Below are 16,790 nucleotides of genomic sequence, written 5' to 3' on the forward strand. Positions count from 1 at the left end.
GCGCCTCTGGTAGGACAGCGTCCATGGCCATCGAGCGGTACATCGGCATCGACCTCGCCTGGTCCGAGGGCGGCCCCCGGTCCGGGCCCAACGAGACGGGCGTCGCCGTCGTCGACGCCTCGGGCGAGGTGCTCGACTGCGGCTGGACCCGGGGGATCGAGGAGACCGTGGCCTGGCTCGGCGAGGCGGCCGCGGGCGGCCCGGCGCTGGCGTTCGTCGACGCGCCCCTGGTCGTGGACAACCCGTCGGGGCAGCGTCCGTGCGAGCGTGAGGTGGGGCGCCGGTACGGACGCTGGAAGGTGAGCGCGAACAGTACGAATCTGGCCTCGCCCCGCCTCGCCGGTGTGGTGCTGCGAGAACGGCTCCGGGCGGCCGGCTGGGTCTACGACGACGGACGGGGCGGGCCGCCGGGCACCGGGCGGGTCATCTCCGAGTGCTATCCGTACACGACCCTCGTCGGGGCGGCCGAATGGGGATATGCCGAGCAGCGCCCCACGTACAAACGCAGACCCGCGGGGGTGCCCGCGGCCGAGTGGCGGGCGGTGCGCGCCGCCGAGTGCGACCGGCTGATCGGGCGCCTGGCGGGTCTGGCCGTGGCGGATCCGCCGCTGCGGATCTCCTCCCACCCGGTCTCCCGCCGACTGGCGGACGAGCCCTCGCCCTTGGCGTCGGCCGCGTACAAGCACCGTGAGGACCTGGTCGACGCGCTGGTGTGCGCCTGGACGGCGGCCCTGTGGGTGCGCCACGGGCGGGCGCGCTGCCAGGTGCTCGGTGACGAGAGTCCGGCCGCGCCGGGGAAGGCCGCCACGATCATCGCGCCCGCCCGGCCCGAACAGCGCCGGGGGCCGTCGGACGAGGTCCGGTGAGCGTCAGCGCGTCGTGCGGACGCCGTCCAGGGCACGACGCGCTGGTGTGCGCCTGGACGGCGGCCCTGTGGGTGCGCCACGGGCGGGCGCGCTGTCAGGTGCTCGGTGACGAGAGTCCGGCCGCGCCGGGGACGGCCGCCACGATCATCGCGCCCGCCCGGCCCGAACAGTGCCGGGGGTCGTCGGACGAGGTCCGGTGAGCGTCAGCGCGTCGTGCGGACGCCGTCCAGGGCGACCGCCAGCACGCGGTCGCGCTGAGCGTCGTCCAGGAAGTTGGTGGCGGTGATGCCGGCCACCATGCGGAGCAGGTCGTCGAAGCCGATGTCCGTGCGCGCCGCGCCGGCCTCCTGCGCGCGGGTGAAGAGCGGCCCGCCGGCCTGGTACATGGACTCGCGGCAGGCCAGGAAGATCTCCGACTCGTCGTTGAGCGCCTCGCGGATGGCCCGCTTGGTGACCGTGTAGTCCACGAAGCGGCGCAGCCACGAGGCCAGCGCCTCCCACGGTTCCTGCCCGGCGACCTCCTGGGCCACCCGGCACAGGTCGTTCACCTCGTCCGCGTACACGCTCTCGAACAGATGGCGGCGGGTGGGGAAGTTCCGGTACAGCGTGCCGATGCCGACGCCCGCGCGGCGGGCGATGTCCTCCAGCGACGCCTCCGCGCCGTTCTCCGCGAACGCCTGGCGCGCGGCCGCGAGCAACGCGTCGTAGTTGCGCGCGGCGTCCTTGCGGTGCGGGCGCCGGGACGCGACGAGATCGCTGACGGGGAACGGCTGTGCCGTCACGGGTGCCTCCCTGAAGGGACCAGGTTGAAGCGGAGGTGTGCCTCCGGTACAGTGGAGGAGTACCTCCACTTTAGCAGTGCGGGGTGCGTTCGCCTCGGCGGTGTGCGGCCGCACACCGCGCCGGAGCGACAGCATCCCCGTACCGCCGCCCGGTGCCGAGACGTCGGCCACCGGCGCGGGCCCCGCGACGACCGAGTCGTCCGCCGCCCGCACCACCCACACTCCACGTCCTTCAGGGGACCGCTCCGTGTGCTCGTCGGCGTGCTGCGCGCCGCCCCGCGGCGCGCCCCGTCCCCACGATCGCGGCCCGACGACCCCGGCCGCACCTGTTCGCTTGTTCGGAGAGGCTCTTCATGCCCGGAAAATCCACTCGCCTCACCTTCACGGTCCTCGCGACCGGTGCGGGCGTGTTCGCCATGCTGCAGTCGCTGATCGCGCCGGCACTGCCGACCGTCCAGAACGCGATGCACACCTCCCAGTCCACCGTGACCTGGGTGATGACCGCCTATCTGCTGTCCGCCTCGGTCTTCACACCGATCCTCGGCCGGGTCGGCGACCTGGTCGGCAAGAAACGCACCCTCGTGGCCGTCCTCGTCGCCGTGCTCGCCGGCTGTCTGCTGGCCGCGCTCGCGCCGACGATCGGCGTGCTCATCGTCGCCCGCGTGATCCAGGGCATCGGCGGCGCGCTGTTCCCGCTGTCCTTCGGCATCATCCGTGACGAATTCGCCCCGGCGGAGGTGAGCGGCAGCATCAGCAACCTGTCGGCGGTCATCGCCGCGGGAGGCGGTGTCGGCATCGTCGCGGCCGGTCCCATCGTGACCGCGCTCGACTACCGCTGGCTGTTCTGGCTGCCCGTCGCCGTCGTCGCCCTCACCGCGCTGATCGCCCTGCGTTACGTGCCCGAGTCGCCGCGCCGCGCGGAGGGCCGCGTCAACTGGCTGGGCGCCGTCCTGCTGTCCGGCTGGCTGGTGGCCCTGCTGCTGCCGCTGAGCCAGGCGACCCACTGGGGCTGGGGCTCCGGCCGGGTGATCGGACTGTTCGCGGCCGCCGTACTGCTGTTCGCGCTGTGGCTGTTCGTCGAGGCCCGTTCGCAGAGCCCGCTGATCGACCTGCGCATCATGCGGCTGCCCGCGGTGTGGACCACGAACGCCGCCGCACTGCTCTTCGGCGCCGGCATGTACGCGATCTGGTCCTTCCTGCCCGGCTTCGTGCAGACGCCCGGCACCGCCGGGTACGGCTTCGGTACGAGCGTCACCGGCGCCGGACTGCTCATGCTGCCGATGCTGATCGCGATGTTCTGCTCGGGCGTGCTGAGCGGCCGTCTGGAACCCGTCCTGGGCGCGAAGAAGCTGCTCATCGCCGGGGCCGCGCTCGGCGCGGTGGCCTGCGGCTTCCTGACCCTCGAACACGACAAGCAGTGGCATGTCGCCTTCGCGGCGGGCGTCTTCGGCCTCGGGATCGGCCTGGCCTTCGCCTCGATGGCCAATCTGATCGTCGGCAGCGTCCCGCCCGAGCAGACCGGTGCCGCGACCGGGATGAACGCCAACATCCGGACCATCGGCGGATCCATCGGTGCCGCACTGACCGGCGTGCTGGTGACCAGCCGCCTCCAGCCGTCCGGGCTGCCCTACGAGGCCGGATACACCCACGGGTTCGGCCTGCTCGCGCTCTTGTGCCTGGCCGCGGCGCTGGCCGCGCTCCTCGTGCCCGCGCAGCGTGCCCGCCGTCTCGCCGGCGCGCCCCGCGCCTCCGGCGACACGTCGGGCGCCGAGGCGGAGACCGCCCCGGTCGGCGTGCGGAGCTGAGACGGCACCGGCCGGCCTGCCGAGCCGGAGTCCCGGCTCGGCACGCGGAACCGGCAAACGGACCTGGGGCCGGAGCGAAAGCACGCTCCGGCCCCAGGTCCGGCGGACATCTGGTCCGGCGGACATCTGGTCCGGCGGACGTCCGGTCAGGCGGGCGTCAGGACAGGCCGGCCGAGGACAGCCACTCCTTCGCCACGTCCAGCGGGTCCTTGTTGTCGTTCTGCACCTGGCCGTTGAGCTTGACCAGGGTCTCCGTGTCGAGCTTCGCCGAGACGGCGTTGAGAGCGGAGACGCCCTCGGAGGAGAGGCCGCTCTTGTACGCGAGCGGCGTCACGTTCTCGAAGCCGAAGAGGCTCTTCGGGTCCTGGAGCACCACGAACTTGTTCTTGGCGATGCCGGGGTCCGTCGAGAAGATGTCCGCGGCCTGGATGTTGTTGCCCTTGAGCGCCGCCACGGTCAGCGGACCACCCGCGTCGAGGGCCTTGAAGGACTTGAAGTCCAGCCCGTACACGGACTTCAGACCCTTCAACCCCTGCTGCCTGGTCTGGAACTCGGGCGAGCCGCCTATCACGATGTCCTTCGCCACGTCGGCGAGGTCGGCGATCGTCGACTTGTCCGTCAGGCTGTACTTCTTCGCCGTCGCCTCGTTGACCGCGACCGCGTCCTTGTCCTCGGCCGTGGACGGCTTCAGCAGGGTGAGCTTCGAGTCCAGCTTGGCGTTGATCGCCGTCGTGGTCTCGTCGACCGTCTTCGGGGCCGCCTTGGCGTCGAGGTAGGCGAGCAGGGCGCCGTTGTACTCGGGCAGGACCGTGATGGTGCCGTTCTTGATCAGACCGTAGGTGGTCTCGCGGCTACCGATGTTCAGCTTGTAACTGACCTTGATCCCCTTGGACTTGAGAGCCTCGCCGTAGATGTCGGCGAGCAGGATGCTCTCGGGGAAGTTGTTCGAACCGACGACGACCGTGCCGCCCTTGGCGGTGTCACCCTTCAACGGGTCGCTCTTGCCGGAGTCGTCGGAGGAACCGCAGCCCGTCAGTACGGCCGAGGCCGCAACCAGCAGGGAGACAGCGTACGTTGCGGATTTTCTGGTGCTTCTGGCGATGGTCACTTTGGTCATCCAGACTTGGCATGTGGTGGGGCGGTCTTGGCCGGAGCGCGGGGGTGTGGACGGTCCAGACGATCCAATCGAGCCGTCTCGCGGACCGTCAAGACACGAATAGATCACCGAAGGGGACCGAGCGGCTCCGCCCCGTGTGCGCAACGCGGTCAATATGCGTGTGAAACCGGCGCGTTCGCATGTCACTTTTTGGTTGATCATGGCCGCACTCTTGCGGCAGCGGCTAGTGTGGGCCGCGTCGAGGGCCTTGTTCCACTTGTCGGCCTGACCATGCCGTCGCGACCGTTGATCCACACTGCCCTGGCGAACGGGCTTCCACGGGGAACGAAGTCAAGGAGGTTGGGTGCCCGCGCACAGACGAGCCGTCACCCCGGCACAGGCGTCGAAGGCTCCCCGCACAGACAGGACGCCGCCCCTCCTCGACCGCTGGCCCTTCCGCCGGAAGCTCAACGTCCTGGTGATCGTCCCGCTCGCGGTCGTCTCCGCGATGCTCTCCTACGTCGTCTACGGGCAGATCGACCGCGCCCGTTCGGCCGCCGACAGCGCCCAACTCGCCCGCGACAGCGTGCAGGTGACCAAGCTCATCGACGGTGTGCAGACCGAGCACCGCCAGGCTCTCCTCGTCTCCCTGCGCCACGAGGCCGCCCGCACGGGCGACAGCGCGCCCGACACAGCCGCCTATCTCCAGTCGCAGCAGAAGGTCACCGCGCAGATCTCGGCCGTCCGGTCGGCCTACGGGGACCGGCTGCCCGAGGCCGAGGCGCAGGCGCTCAAGGAACTGGAGGGCCTCGACAGCCTCCGCAAGACCGTGGAGCAGGGCCCCATCCCCGCGGACAACATCGACCCCGCGTACGGGTCCGTCATCGAAGGCCTCATCAACGGCCTCGGCCTCGGCCAGTCCGGCAGCGAGTCGTCCTCGTCCGCGGGCAATCTGCTCGACGCGCTGCTGCGCGCCGACACCGCCCACGCCTCCTTCGAGACCAGCGTCTTCGCCGCCCGCACCCGGGATCCCAACGCACTGATCGAGTTCACCGGCGCCGTCGGCGACTACGACCAGTACACCTACCAGGCCGAGCGGTTCACCCGGTTCGCCGACCAGGAACAGAGCAACGACCTCGCCGAGATCGAGCACAGCCCGTACCAGAGCGTGATCACGCAGCACTGGGCCGCCCTCCAGGTCGACCCCAGCGCCCTGGTCGCCGAGAACGCGACCCAGCTGCGCGCCGCACTCGACGACGCCCTGCGCGCCGACCCGACGTACGAGCGCCAGGCGCAGAACCGGCTGAAGGTCGTCCAGGGGCTCATCGACGAGATCGCCGCCGACACCCAGGACGCCTCGAACAGGGCCTGGTGGCAGGTGGCCTGGCTGATCGCCGGCACGCTGTTCGCCTTCGGGGCCTGGCTCCTGTTCTCCGTGCTCGTGCGCCGCTCGGTGGTGCGGACCGTGCGGACCCTCACCGGCGCGGCCCAGCACGTGGCCACCGCCGCCGAGACCGAGCTCGCCCGGGTCGCGGACGACGACGCCGACGACGCGGGACCGCCGCGGCTGGAGGCCGTACCGGTGCCCGTGCGGGACGAGATCGGCGAACTCGCCGAGGCCTTCAACCAGGTTCAGATCACCGCGTCCGCCCTGCTGGAGCGCCAGGTCGTCAGCCGCCGCAACATCGCCGAGATGTTCGGCAACGTCGGCCGCCGCGTCAGCAATCTGACCGCACGTCAACTCGCGCTGATCGACTCGGTGGAGCGCGGCGAGACCGACCCCGAGGTACTCGACCGGCTCTACCGCATCGACCACATCGCCGTACGTCTCCAGCGCAACGCGGACAGCCTCATGCTGCTCGCCGGGATCAGCGAGACGGGCCAGAACACCGACCCGGTGCGGCTCAGCAACATCGTCCGGGCCGCGCTCGGCCAGATCGAGGGCTACCAGCGGGTCACCCCGCACGCGGAGGGCGATGTCACCGTCGTACCCGACATCGTCGGCGACCTCACGCTGATGCTCGCCGAACTGCTGGAGAACGCCGTGATGTTCTCCCCGGCGACCAGCGGCGTCGAGGTGGTCATCCGTCCCCGGCACGGGACCGGCGGCGCCCTCGTCGAGATCATCGACCACGGCCTCGGCATGAGCCCCGAGCGGCTGGTGGAGGAGAACGCGCGCCTCATCCGCCGTGAACGGCTCGACCTGGCACCCACGGAGGTGCTCGGCCTGTTCGTGGTGGGCGGACTGTCGCGCCGCTGGGGCATCGAAGTCGCCCTGTCCCGCACTCCGGGCGGCGGTGTCACGGCCACCGTCGCCGTCCCCGCGTCCCACCTGCTGCTCGCCGGCCCGGCACAGGGCGCGGCGCACATCCTGCCGCCCGCCCGCCGTTCCGGAGCGGGCGAGCCGCGCCCCGCGCGGATGGAGACGCCGTCCGGCTCCTCGGGGCTGCCGCGCAGGATTCCGGCGCGGCCCCGGCCCGGCGAGGCACCCGGTCACGCTCGCCACGCGGAACCGGCCGGCGGCATGGGAGGAGAGGGCGCACTGGCCCACCCCGGGAGCGCCACCGGCACGTCCCGGCCCCGGCCGGGCACCGGTGGCCAGGGAACGGCCGCGCCGGGCGCGGGAGCCGGGCGCCTCGGAACCACCGGCCCGGTCACGGGAGCCGGTATCCCCGGAGCACCTCCGCCGAACGCCCGCGGCAGGGTCCCCGGAGCCCCCGTCCCGAACGCCGGAGCCAGGGCGACCGGAACCGGTCTGCCGCACCGGGGCGCCGAGGCGTCCCGACCCGGCGGCCGGGGTACGGCACCGGGCGCGGACGGCGGATTCGCCGCGCGCCCCGGAACCGGTGCGGACCCCGCGCCGGGGACGGGCTCCCCGTCGCGGCCGGGCCAGGCCGGCCCGCTGCGGCGCCGGGTGCGCGGCGCGACCCTGTCGGCCACCACCGCGTCCAGCCGGCTGCCCAAACGGCCCCCCGTCACCAACCCGCGGCCGCCCGCCTGGCAGCCCTCGGACGCGGAGGCGGCACGGTCCGAGATCGACGAGTTCGAGGCCGCCGTCCTGCGGGCCCACCGCGAGACCGCCGCCCAGGACCTCGGCACGGGCGCCGGGCCGGGGGACCGGCCCGGCGCCCCGAACGACCCCAGCACGGACAACAGCAGACCCTCATTCCCGGAAGGCACGAGCAAGTGACCATGTGGACAGGCGAGCCGCAGCCCCGGACCGCGGAACCGGCGACCGACGTGAAGGCGGCCGCTGCCGACTTCAACTGGCTGCTCAATCGTTTCGCCACGGAGACGGCAGGTGTCGTCGACGTGATCGGCGTCTCCTCCGACGGACTCCTCATCGCGGTGTCCCAACAGCGCGGCCAGGCCGACTCCGAGCGGCTCGCGGCGATCGTCTCCGGCATCACCAGCCTGGCCATGGGCGCGTCGGGCAACTACGGCCTCGGCGCACTGAACAAGGTGATCATCGACCTGGAGGAAGGCCACGTCCTGGTGTCGGCGCTCGGCGCCGGGGCGGTGCTCGGCGTCGTCGCCTCGAAGGAGGCGAAGCTCGGCAACATCGCGTACGAGATGACCCTCTTCGCCAACCGGGCCGGCGCGGTGCTGAGCCCGCAGCTGGTCATGGAACTGAAGAACACGGTGGGCGTCACGCCGGCCGGCTGACGTCCGACGGGGCCTCATGTCGACCGGTGAGGCCCCGAGAGGTGAAGGGGGACGACGCGATGACGGCTGGTGAGCCATCGGCCATCGACGACGCCGGGTGGGAAGCGGAACCGCCCGCGTCGTTCGTCCGGCCGTTCCTGCTGACCGCGGGGCGGATCGCCGGAGGCGACAGTCTCGTACCGCCGATCCCGATCGAGACCCAGGTGGTCGCGACCGATCTGGGGCTGGCGGCACTGGACGCGTTCGCCTTCGAGCAGCACCGCGACATCATCGCGATCTGCCGGGAGCCGCAGTCGCTCGCGGAGATCGCGGCGAAGCTCCGGATGCACCTGAACGTGATCCGGGTCCTCGCCGACGATCTGCGCGCCGACGGCCAACTGGCCTTGTACGCACCGGCCCACTCCAACCGCGATGTCACCGTACTGCGAAGGGTTATCGATGGTCTCCGAGCTGTCCCCGACTCCAGGGGCGCGATCCGTGAGGGCTGACGGCGAGCGGCCCCAGCCGCCCCTGCCCGTGAAGATGGTGATCGCGGGCGGCTTCGGTGTCGGCAAGACCACCACGGTCGGCGCCATATCCGAGATCGAGCCGCTGACCACCGAGGCGTCCATCACCTCGGTCGCCGCGGGGGTCGACGACCTCACCCACACCCCGGAGAAGATGACGACGACCGTCGCCATGGACTTCGGCTGCGTCACCCTGGACCCCACCCTGAAGCTCTACCTCTTCGGGACGCCCGGCCAGGAGCGGTTCGGGTTCATGTGGGACGACCTCGTGGAGGGCGCGCTCGGCGGGCTCGTCATCGTGGACACCCGCCGGCTCGACGACTGCTACGCGGCTGTCGACTACTTCGAGCACCGCGATATCCCCTTCGCGGTGGCCGTCAACGCCTTCGACGGCAAGGTCGAGCACGATCTCGACGACGTGCGGTGGGCCCTCGACGTCGCCGACCACGTGCCCCTCACCGTGTTCGACGCGCGCGAACGCGGGTCCGTGCGCGACGCGCTGCTCGTCGTCCTCGAACACGCGCTGGCCACCGCGGAACAGTGAGGAGGGGACGGGCCGAGACCCGTCCCCTCCGGAACCTGGGGGCGGGGCCGCAGCCCGCCCCCACAGGTGCGCGCTCCGTCCGCCCCTGCCGACGCCTTCGACGTGGCCGAGCGTGGCTTCAGGCCGTACGACGCCTGCGCACGCCGGGGGAGACCGCCACCCGGGCCACCGCCCAGAACAGCACCAGCACGAGCAGGGCGAGGACGGCCGTGAGCGTGGCGCCGCCGACCACCTTCTCGTAGTTGCGCTGGTACAGGCCGTCCACGATGTAGCGGCCGACCCCGCCGAGGCTCACATAGGCCGCGATCGTCGCCGTCGACACGATCTGGATCGCCGCCGAGCGCAGACCGCTGAGGATCAGCGGGAGCGCCGCCGGGACCTCCACCTGGAGCAGGATCTTCCCCTCCGGCATGCCCATGCCGCGGGCGGCGTCGACGGGGGAGGGATCCACGTTGCGGACCGCCTCGTAGGTGGTGATGAGCACCGGCGGGATCGCCAGCACCACGAGCGGGATCATCACCGGCGTGATACCGATGCCGAGCCAGACGAACATCAGCACCAGCAGGCCGAAGGTCGGCAGCGCGCGGGCCGCGGACGACACGAAGGCCAGCGCGTTGCCGCCGCGGCCGGTGTGCCCGGTGACCAGGCCGACCGGCAGACCGATGGCCGTGGCGATGGCGAGGGCCGAGGCCGAGTACTGGACGTGCTCCCAGACGCGCTGGGGGATGCCGTCGTAGCCGTGCCAGTGGGAGCCGTCGCTGAAGAACGACCGGATGAATTCGAGTACGTTCACGAGACGCTCTCCGGGGTGCGGGCGGCGCCCGCGGTCGTGGCCCTGCCGCGGCCCGCCCTGCGCGCGGACGGCGGCTGCCAGGGCGTCAGCACGCGCCGCAGCAGTACCAGCAGGGCATCAACCACGACGGCGAGGACCGCGGTGGTGACCACCGAGTTCACCGCCAGGACCGGCCGGTGGTAGAGCATCGCGGTGGTGAGCAGATTGCCGAGCGCGCCCTGGTTGCCGATCAGCGCGCCGACGCTGACCAGGCTGATGCTGGAGGCGGTCGCCACGCGCAGTCCCGCCGTGATCGCCGGTACGGCGATGGGCAGTTGGACCTGGAAGTACCGGCGTACGAGGCCGATGCCCATCGCCGCCGCGGCCGCGTTCGTCTCCTCGGGGACCGACCGGACGCCGTCGACGACCGACGGGACGAGGATCACCAGGCTGTACAGGGACAGCGGGATCATCACGGTGAGCCGGCTCAGTCCGGTGTAGTCGATGAGCACCACGAAGAAGGCCAGCGACGGGATCGCGTAGAGCACGGTGGTGACCCACAGCACCGGCGCGTAGACCCAGTTGAAGCGGACGCACAGCAGGCCGATCGGCAGGGCCAGCAGCAGACCGACCAGCACCGGGATCAGGGCCTCCTGCATGTGCCAGGAGATCAGGCCGGGATAGCTGTGCTGGAGGTCGCTCGGTATGTCGAAGAAGCCGTTCATCGCGCGGCCTTGACCTGGGACGGGCCCGGCTCGGAGTCCGCGGCCCGCTGCCGGCGCGCCGCACGGATCGCGGCGGCGATGGTCTCCTGCCCGGCGACCCCGAGCACCTGTCCCGCGCCGTCCACCGCGACCGCCCGACCCGTGGGCGACAGCACCGCCCGGTCGAGCGCGACCCGCAGCGAGTCGCGGCCCACCTCGAAGGTCTGCCCGTGCGGCTCCAGCGCCTCGACCTCGCCGCCCCACGCCGTGGGGTCGGCCCAGCCCAGCGGCCTGCCGGCGGCGTCGGTCACCAGCACCTGCGCGGGCGCATCCGCGCGCCCCGCGATCTCCTGCCAGTCGGCGCCCACCGGGAAGACCGCCGTGCGGTCGAGGGTGAGCTCACGGGTGGACAGGAAGGACAGCCCGCGGATGCCCCGGTCGGCGCCGAGGAACTCCTCCACGAACGCGTCGGCGGGCGACGAGAGCAGCTCGTCGGGCGAGGCGAACTGGGCGAGCTTGCCCCCGGTGCGCATCACGGCGACGCGGTCCCCGACGGTGATCGCCTCGTCCATGTCGTGGGTGACGAACACGATGGCCTTGCCGAGTTCCTCCTGGATGCGGAGCAACTCCTCCTGGAGGCCGCGCCGGACGACCGGGTCGACCGCGGAGAACGGCTCGTCCATGAGCAGGATCGGAGGGTCGGAGGCCAGCGCGCGGGCGACGCCGACGCGCTGCTGCTGGCCGCCGGAGAGCTGATAGGGATAGCGGCGGGCCATGCCCGGGTCGAGGCCGACCCGCTCCATGAGTTCGGCCGCCCGGGCGCGGGCGCGCTCCTTGGACCAGCCGAGGAGCCGCGGCACCGTGGCGATGTTGTCGAGGATCGTGCGGTGCTGGAAGAGCCCGGCGTTCTGGATGACGTAACCCATGGACCGGCGCAGCGCGTTGACGGGCCGGCTGCGGATGTCCTCGCCGTTGATCCGGATCGTTCCGCTGCTGGGTTCGACCATACGGTTGATCATGCGCAACGTGGTGGTCTTGCCGCAGCCCGAGGGTCCGACGAGAACGGTGATGGAGTGGTCCGGTATCTGGAGGGAGAGACGGTCGACGGCCACCGTGCCGTCGGCGTACCGCTTGCTGACATCTTCGATGGCTATCAAGAGTCGGAACCCTTCGGGAACGGCTTTGCTCGTACGTGGCGCGATCGTGTGTACGAGGGTGCGTAGTCTAGTCAGTTGATGTTCGATCGCGATTGCCGCAGGTGAAGGATTCGCTGGGCGGGACGGGTTCCGTCACCCGTCGCGCCGGGATCGCGGGGTGAGCTGACACCGGGCACCCCGGAAGGCGGGGTGCTCGCCGAGACGGCGCGCATACGCGTCGAGTCGGGGGTGCCGGGCGAGGGTGTCGGCCAGGACACCGGCCGCGCCGGCCTGGGTGAGCGCGGCCCACACGTCCACGTCCGCGGCGGTCAGCCGACGGCCCAGTACATAAGGATGCGCGGCCAGTCGGCGGTCCAGCGGCTCCAGCGCCGTGCACAGGACGTCCGCCGACGCGGCCGGCGTGACGTCACGGTCGAGGAGCCGGGACAGGGCGTCGATGTCCGCGGCGAGAGCGGCCGGGCGCAGCGTGGTGACGTAGGCGGAGTCGCCCCCGCCCGGGAGGCCCGCGAGATCGCGCAGGATGTCCGGGGTGTGATTGCTGACGACCCGTCCGCTCCAGCGGTCGCACAGCGTGGGGGCGGTCAGCGGTCCCTCGTAGTGGTGCCAGGTGGCCTCATAGGCACGGCGCAGCGCGGTGAACGCCTCAGGTGTTGCGGCGGGATCCGCCAGGACCGTGGTCGCCACCGAGTCCTGCAGGCCGAGCAGACGCAGGGTCACGGACAGCCGCAGCGACCGCGGACAGTCCTGCGACAGGTACAACTCGTAGCGGTGGGGCGCCGGGTAGAAACCCCCGGCGGCCCCCACTCCGATGCGGCTGCGGATGTGCGGCGCACGGGCCGGCACGGACGGTGCCCCGCCCCGGGGACGGAGGCCGGGCAGGGACACGGCCGGGCCCGGATCGCCGGGGAGCGGGCAACACGACGCCGGGGCGCCGGGGTTGGAGGTGCGTGCGTCGGCCGTGCCGCCGCCGCATGTGCTGGAGGTCCCTGAATCCGAAGCGCGCGACGATGTCTTGGGCATGACTCTCCCTGGGAACGACGAGATCCCGGCCCCGCCCATGGGCAGCGGCCGTGGAGGAACGGAGTGACTGCGCTTGCGTACCGGCTCGAGACGGCCGGTCTAGTAGGCGCTGGAGACCCGCAGCAGATCGATGTGCAGGCGTCTCGTCAGGTCGTTCCTGGGCATTCCCACCGGTCCCGCTCCAGGGTCCGCGCTCCTGCGCGACCACGCTTGCCCCACCGCGCCGGCGGGACCCGGTCGTCACCCGGGGCACCCCGTCGCGGTGGAAGGGTTGCCTGTCAGCGGGCCGGGGCCGATCACCGCGTCGCCCGGAGGAACCGGGTGACGAGGCGCTGACAATCGTGACCGTCCCCGCCAGTGTCGGCGGGCTCCCCGAAGCCGTCAAGAAGGCGTGGACCCGGTCTCACCAGGTGGTCATCCTGGCCGCCCGGCGTTGACATCGGTTTCCTGAAGTGCCTAACTTACGCCGCAGATCGGTCATGAGTGTCAGCGACAAGCCCTGGCTCGCTGTCCGGCAACCCTCCTGTCGCGGTGGGGTGCCCCAGGTGAGGACCGGACCGGAAGACCTTCGGTAAGCGCGAGCGCCCACGGGCGGGAACAGCGATGGAGACGGCGATGCACACAGCTTCGAGGAAGGCCGCACGGCGGCCCCGCGGCTGCGTCCTGCTGTGCGCCGACCGCTGCGTCGACCTGCTCCGTGTCAACAGCGCACTGTGTAGCGCCCCGGGCTGTGCCCGCTGTCGAGGCTGACGGCGTTCTGAATCCCTGACGCGCACCGCTGAGCGGTGTGCCCTCTGTCCGCCCAGCCCCCGGTACCGGCGTCCTCCCGCTGTCCGTCGTCCGCAGCCGTCCCACGGCGCCGCGCCGACGCCGCGCCCGCACGCACCCGGGGTGTCCCCCTTTGCTGGAGCACTCATGAGTGAACCCCCCGGCGCCGCCGTGTCTCTCGCCGAGGCACCGCCCGCCCACCACCCGGCGAAACCGCTCACGGCCCAGCGGGTCCTGCCGCTGCGCAGGCCGGGCCGCTGGATCGGCACGGCCGTCGTCCTGGTCCTTCTCGCCCAGATCGTCCACGGCCTGGCCACCAACCCCTTCTACCAGTGGGACCGTTTCCGCTACTGGTTCCTGCGCCCCACGATCCTCGACGGCCTCGTCATCACCCTCGAAGTGGCCGCGCTCAGCGCCGTGCTGGGGCTGCTCGGCGGGGTCCTGCTCGCCCTGGCCAGGCTTTCCGGCAGCCCGGTGCTGCGCGCGGTGAGCTGGCTGTACACGTGGCTGTTCCGCTCCGTGCCCCTGATCGTCGTGCTGATCTTCCTCTACAACTTCAGTGCCCTGTACAAGACGTTGAGCCTCGGCGTCCCGTTCGGCCCGGCCTTCGTCAGCTTCGACGAATCGCGGCTCGCCACCGACATGGCGGTCGCCGTCGTCGGCCTCAGCCTCAACGAGGCCGCGTACGCCTCCGAGGTCGTCCGCGGCGGGATCCTCTCCGTCGACCAGGGCCAGCACGAGGCGTCCGCCGCGCTCGGCCTGCCGAAGAGCTACCAGTTCACCCGCATCGTGCTCCCACAGGCCCTGCGGTCCATCACCCCGAACTACGTCAACCAGCTGATCGGCCTGATCAAGGGCACGTCCCTCGTCTTCTACGTCTCGCTGCTCGACCTGTTCGGCTCGGTGCAGACGATGGGCAGTACCTACCCCGGCGACATCGTGCCGCTGCTGCTGGTCGCCACGGTCTGGTACCTGATCCTCACGAGCGCCGTGTCCGTCGTCCAGTTCTACGTCGAGCGGTACTTCGCCCGGGGCGCCACGCGCACCCTGCCGCCGACCCCCCTGCAGAAGGCGCGCGCCGGCCTCGGCGACCTGCGGGCCCGGCTGCGCGAGGAGGCCGCAGCATGACCACCGCATCGACCCTCGAAGCGAGCCCCGCCGCCCTGGAGGTGCACGACGTGCACAAGTGGTACGGCACCCAACGAGTCCTCGACGGCATCGACCTGACGGTCCGTCCGGGCGAGGTCACCGTGATCCTCGGCCCGTCCGGCTCCGGCAAGTCGACGCTGCTGCGGGTGATCAACCACCTGGAGAAGCCCGAGATCGGCCACGTCAGCGTCAACGGGGAACTGATCGGCGTACGCCGGCACGGCCGACGGCTGAAGGAACTCGGCGAGCGGGCGATCCTGGCCCAGCGCAGCCGGATCGGCTTCGTCTTCCAGAACTTCAACCTGTTCCCCCATCTCACCGTTCTGGACAACGTGGCCGCCGCACCCGTCGCCACGGGGAAGCTGACCCGGCCTGCGGCCCAGGAACTCGCACGCGAACTCCTCGGCCGGGTGGGCCTCGGCGACAAGGCCGGCGCCTACCCGCGCCAGCTGTCCGGCGGCCAGCAGCAGCGCGTGGCGATCGCCCGCGCCCTCGCGCTGCGCCCGGGGATCATCCTGTTCGACGAACCGACCTCGGCACTCGACCCCGAACTCGTCGGCGAGGTCCTGGCCGTCATCAAGGACCTGGCGACCAGCGGCACCACCCTCGTGATCGTCACCCACGAGATCGGCTTCGCCCGAGAGGTCGCCGACCGGGTCGTCTTCGTCGACGGCGGCCGCATCGTCGAACAGGGGCCGCCCGGCCAGGTGCTGGACGCCCCGCGCCACGAGCGGACCCGGGACTTCCTCAGCAAGGTGCTCTGACCCGCCCCCGCACCACTGCCTGCCACCTTCCGGCGTGCCCCACCGTGCCCTCGCACCACCCGGCGTCAGGCCCCCCTCAGACCGTCATGTCACGCCCACCCTCACTCATCGACAAGGACAGCCATGCCTACGCACATCTCCCGACGCAGCCTGATACGCGGGGTCACCGCGGCCACCGCGGTCGTCTCCCTGGCCGCCTCCCTGAGCGCCTGCGGAGGCGACAGCGACGCGGCGACCACGACCGACGCCGCGGGCACGGTGACCGTGGGCCGGCTGTCCAACGGCGCCGCGAAGACAGCCGAGTTGAACGTCACCGAGGTGAAGTCGATCAGCAAGGAGCTGCCCGCGTCGGTCCGCCGCAGCGGCAGGCTGACCATCGGCGTCGGAGCCCTGCCCGACGGCTTCCCCCCGCTCGCCTACATCGGCTCGGACCAGAAGACCCTCACCGGCGCGGAACCCGACTTCGGCCGTCTGGTCGCCGCGGTGCTCGGGCTGGAGCCGGAACTGAAGAACTCCACCTGGGAGAACATGTTCGTCGGCATCGACAGCGGCAAGGTCGACGTCGCGTTCGCCAACATCACCGACACCGAGGAGCGCAAGAAGAAGTACGACTTCGCCTCCTACCGCAAGGACGACGTCGGCTTCGAGGTGCTCAAGTCGAGCAAGTGGAACTTCGGCGGCGACTACCGCAACCTGGCCGGAAAGACCGTCGCCGTCGACAACGGCACCAACCAGGAGAAGATCCTCCTGGAGTGGCAGACCAAGCTCAAGCAGGAGGGCAAGCAGCTCACTGTCAAGCACTTCGCGAGCAAGAACAGCACCTATCTGGCGCTCAACGGCGGGAAGATCGACGCCTACTTCGCGGCCAACCCCGGGGTCGCCTACCACGTGACCCAGACCGCCAAGTCGCCCACCCCGACGCGCAGCGCCGGCACCTTCTCCGGCGCCGGGGCATCGCTCCAGGGCCTGATCGCCGCGACGACGAAGAAGGACAGTGGTCTGGCCGAGCCGATCGCCGACGCCGTCAACCACCTGATCGAGAACGGTCAGTACGCGAAGTGGCTGTCCGCCTGGAACCTCTCGAACGAAGCCGTCACCACCTCCGAGGTCAACCCGCCCGGACTGCCCCTCGACAACTCCTGAGCAGGGGCGCACGTGTTCCGGAACAGACGGCGCGATCCTGGTGTTGAG

At 71.3% G+C, this 16,790-nt stretch carries 17 protein-coding genes and 2 riboswitches; of the genes, 10 read left to right on the forward strand and 7 right to left on the reverse strand.

All coding sequences use genetic code 11. The features are described 5' to 3' along the window. Positions 1–23 precede the first annotated feature (23 nt). Entirely contained in the window at positions 24–866 is an 843-nt protein-coding gene (locus BKI49_RS31590; RefSeq protein WP_095937715.1) for a DUF429 domain-containing protein, read from the forward strand. Continuing rightward, the gene (locus BKI49_RS34920; RefSeq protein ID WP_257005033.1) at positions 863–1,066 is read left to right on the forward strand and encodes a hypothetical protein; all 204 of its coding nucleotides are present in this window, start codon (positions 863–865) and stop codon (positions 1,064–1,066) included. The genes BKI49_RS31590 and BKI49_RS34920 overlap by 4 nt, the downstream gene beginning before the upstream one ends. A gap of 3 nt (positions 1,067–1,069) precedes the next feature. Here the strand turns inward: BKI49_RS34920 and BKI49_RS31595 are convergent, their stop codons facing one another. Next, entirely contained in the window at positions 1,070–1,648 is a 579-nt protein-coding gene (locus tag BKI49_RS31595; protein WP_095937716.1) for a TetR/AcrR family transcriptional regulator, read from the reverse strand. 353 nt (positions 1,649–2,001) lie between these two features. Here BKI49_RS31595 and BKI49_RS31600 point away from each other — a divergent pair, with 353 nt between their 5' ends. After that, positions 2,002–3,453 carry an MFS transporter gene (locus tag BKI49_RS31600; RefSeq protein WP_095937717.1) on the forward strand — a complete coding sequence of 484 codons (1,452 nt, stop codon included), beginning with the start codon at positions 2,002–2,004 and terminating at the stop codon, positions 3,451–3,453. Between the two features lie 157 nt (positions 3,454–3,610). Here BKI49_RS31600 and BKI49_RS31605 read toward each other — a convergent pair whose 3' ends face one another. Continuing rightward, positions 3,611–4,570, reverse strand: a complete 960-nt coding sequence (locus tag BKI49_RS31605) for an ABC transporter substrate-binding protein (RefSeq protein ID WP_095937718.1) — start codon at positions 4,568–4,570, stop codon at positions 3,611–3,613. Positions 4,571–4,913: 343 nt separating this feature from the next. On the opposite strand from BKI49_RS31605, the gene BKI49_RS31610 reads away from it, so the two are divergent. From BKI49_RS31610 to BKI49_RS31625, 4 genes are read left to right on the forward strand one after another with little or no spacing between them, the layout of a single operon-like run. After that, positions 4,914–7,739 carry a HAMP domain-containing histidine kinase gene (locus BKI49_RS31610; RefSeq protein ID WP_257005034.1) on the forward strand — a complete coding sequence of 942 codons (2,826 nt, stop codon included), beginning with the start codon at positions 4,914–4,916 and terminating at the stop codon, positions 7,737–7,739. Between the two features lie 2 nt (positions 7,740–7,741). Next, positions 7,742–8,215 carry a roadblock/LC7 domain-containing protein gene (locus tag BKI49_RS31615; RefSeq protein ID WP_095937719.1) on the forward strand — a complete coding sequence of 158 codons (474 nt, stop codon included), beginning with the start codon at positions 7,742–7,744 and terminating at the stop codon, positions 8,213–8,215. 59 nt (positions 8,216–8,274) lie between these two features. After that, positions 8,275–8,703: a DUF742 domain-containing protein gene (locus tag BKI49_RS31620; protein ID WP_095937753.1), complete on the forward strand. Its 429-nt coding sequence runs from the start codon at positions 8,275–8,277 to the stop codon at positions 8,701–8,703. Further along, a complete protein-coding gene (locus BKI49_RS31625) occupies positions 8,654–9,265 on the forward strand; it encodes a GTP-binding protein (RefSeq protein WP_095937720.1) in 612 nt (203 codons plus the stop codon). Before BKI49_RS31620 ends, BKI49_RS31625 begins: the two co-directional genes overlap by 50 nt. 118 nt (positions 9,266–9,383) lie before the next feature. Here the strand turns inward: BKI49_RS31625 and BKI49_RS31630 are convergent, their stop codons facing one another. The 5 genes from BKI49_RS31630 to BKI49_RS36390 form a co-directional block, all read right to left on the reverse strand. Further along, entirely contained in the window at positions 9,384–10,058 is a 675-nt protein-coding gene (locus tag BKI49_RS31630) for an ABC transporter permease (RefSeq protein WP_095937721.1), read from the reverse strand. After that, the gene (locus BKI49_RS31635) at positions 10,055–10,762 is read right to left on the reverse strand and encodes an ABC transporter permease (protein ID WP_095937722.1); all 708 of its coding nucleotides are present in this window, start codon (positions 10,760–10,762) and stop codon (positions 10,055–10,057) included. Before BKI49_RS31635 ends, BKI49_RS31630 begins: the two co-directional genes overlap by 4 nt. Next, positions 10,759–11,898 carry an ABC transporter ATP-binding protein gene (locus tag BKI49_RS31640; protein ID WP_095937723.1) on the reverse strand — a complete coding sequence of 380 codons (1,140 nt, stop codon included), beginning with the start codon at positions 11,896–11,898 and terminating at the stop codon, positions 10,759–10,761. The genes BKI49_RS31635 and BKI49_RS31640 overlap by 4 nt, the downstream gene beginning before the upstream one ends. 132 nt (positions 11,899–12,030) lie before the next feature. Beyond that, complete coding sequence (locus BKI49_RS31645; RefSeq protein WP_257005035.1) at positions 12,031–12,741, reverse strand: glutathione S-transferase family protein; 711 nt, start codon at positions 12,739–12,741, stop codon at positions 12,031–12,033. A gap of 276 nt (positions 12,742–13,017) precedes the next feature. Continuing rightward, positions 13,018–13,083: a putative leader peptide gene (locus BKI49_RS36390; RefSeq protein WP_323178258.1), complete on the reverse strand. Its 66-nt coding sequence runs from the start codon at positions 13,081–13,083 to the stop codon at positions 13,018–13,020. A 36-nt stretch (positions 13,084–13,119) separates the two neighbouring features. After that, positions 13,120–13,265: riboswitch (SAM riboswitch) on the reverse strand. Between the two features lie 128 nt (positions 13,266–13,393). Beyond that, a riboswitch (SAM riboswitch) is annotated at positions 13,394–13,502 on the forward strand. Positions 13,503–13,833: 331 nt separating this feature from the next. Here BKI49_RS36390 and BKI49_RS31650 point away from each other — a divergent pair. From BKI49_RS31650 to BKI49_RS31660, 3 genes are all read left to right on the forward strand, one after another. After that, the gene (locus BKI49_RS31650; RefSeq protein WP_095937725.1) at positions 13,834–14,814 is read left to right on the forward strand and encodes an amino acid ABC transporter permease; all 981 of its coding nucleotides are present in this window, start codon (positions 13,834–13,836) and stop codon (positions 14,812–14,814) included. Next, complete coding sequence (locus BKI49_RS31655) at positions 14,811–15,599, forward strand: amino acid ABC transporter ATP-binding protein (RefSeq protein WP_095937726.1); 789 nt, start codon at positions 14,811–14,813, stop codon at positions 15,597–15,599. The genes BKI49_RS31650 and BKI49_RS31655 overlap by 4 nt, the downstream gene beginning before the upstream one ends. 123 nt (positions 15,600–15,722) lie before the next feature. Beyond that, positions 15,723–16,742: an ABC transporter substrate-binding protein gene (locus BKI49_RS31660; protein WP_095937727.1), complete on the forward strand. Its 1,020-nt coding sequence runs from the start codon at positions 15,723–15,725 to the stop codon at positions 16,740–16,742. Positions 16,743–16,790: the final 48 nt, after the last annotated feature.

The sequence above is a fragment of the Streptomyces sp. Tue6028 genome, from assembly GCF_002300165.1.
Taxonomy (GTDB): domain Bacteria; phylum Actinomycetota; class Actinomycetes; order Streptomycetales; family Streptomycetaceae; genus Streptomyces; species Streptomyces siamensis.

What these genes read in the sequence shown, in the direction of transcription:
- BKI49_RS31625 (WP_095937720.1), top strand. Translation starts at nt 8,654, where the DNA reads ATGGTCTCCGAGCTGTCCCCGACTCCAGGGGCGCGATCCGTGAGGGCT.
- BKI49_RS31660 (WP_095937727.1), top strand. Translation starts at nt 15,723, where the DNA reads ATGCCTACGCACATCTCCCGACGCAGCCTGATACGCGGGGTCACCGCG.
- BKI49_RS31615 (WP_095937719.1), top strand. Translation starts at nt 7,742, where the DNA reads ATGTGGACAGGCGAGCCGCAGCCCCGGACCGCGGAACCGGCGACCGAC.
- BKI49_RS31635 (WP_095937722.1), bottom strand. Translation starts at nt 10,762, where the DNA reads ATGAACGGCTTCTTCGACATACCGAGCGACCTCCAGCACAGCTATCCC.
- BKI49_RS31590 (WP_095937715.1), top strand. Translation starts at nt 24, where the DNA reads ATGGCCATCGAGCGGTACATCGGCATCGACCTCGCCTGGTCCGAGGGC.
- BKI49_RS31600 (WP_095937717.1), top strand. Translation starts at nt 2,002, where the DNA reads ATGCCCGGAAAATCCACTCGCCTCACCTTCACGGTCCTCGCGACCGGT.
- BKI49_RS31620 (WP_095937753.1), top strand. Translation starts at nt 8,275, where the DNA reads ATGACGGCTGGTGAGCCATCGGCCATCGACGACGCCGGGTGGGAAGCG.
- BKI49_RS31650 (WP_095937725.1), top strand. Translation starts at nt 13,834, where the DNA reads ATGAGTGAACCCCCCGGCGCCGCCGTGTCTCTCGCCGAGGCACCGCCC.
- BKI49_RS31605 (WP_095937718.1), bottom strand. Translation starts at nt 4,570, where the DNA reads ATGACCAAAGTGACCATCGCCAGAAGCACCAGAAAATCCGCAACGTAC.
- BKI49_RS31655 (WP_095937726.1), top strand. Translation starts at nt 14,811, where the DNA reads ATGACCACCGCATCGACCCTCGAAGCGAGCCCCGCCGCCCTGGAGGTG.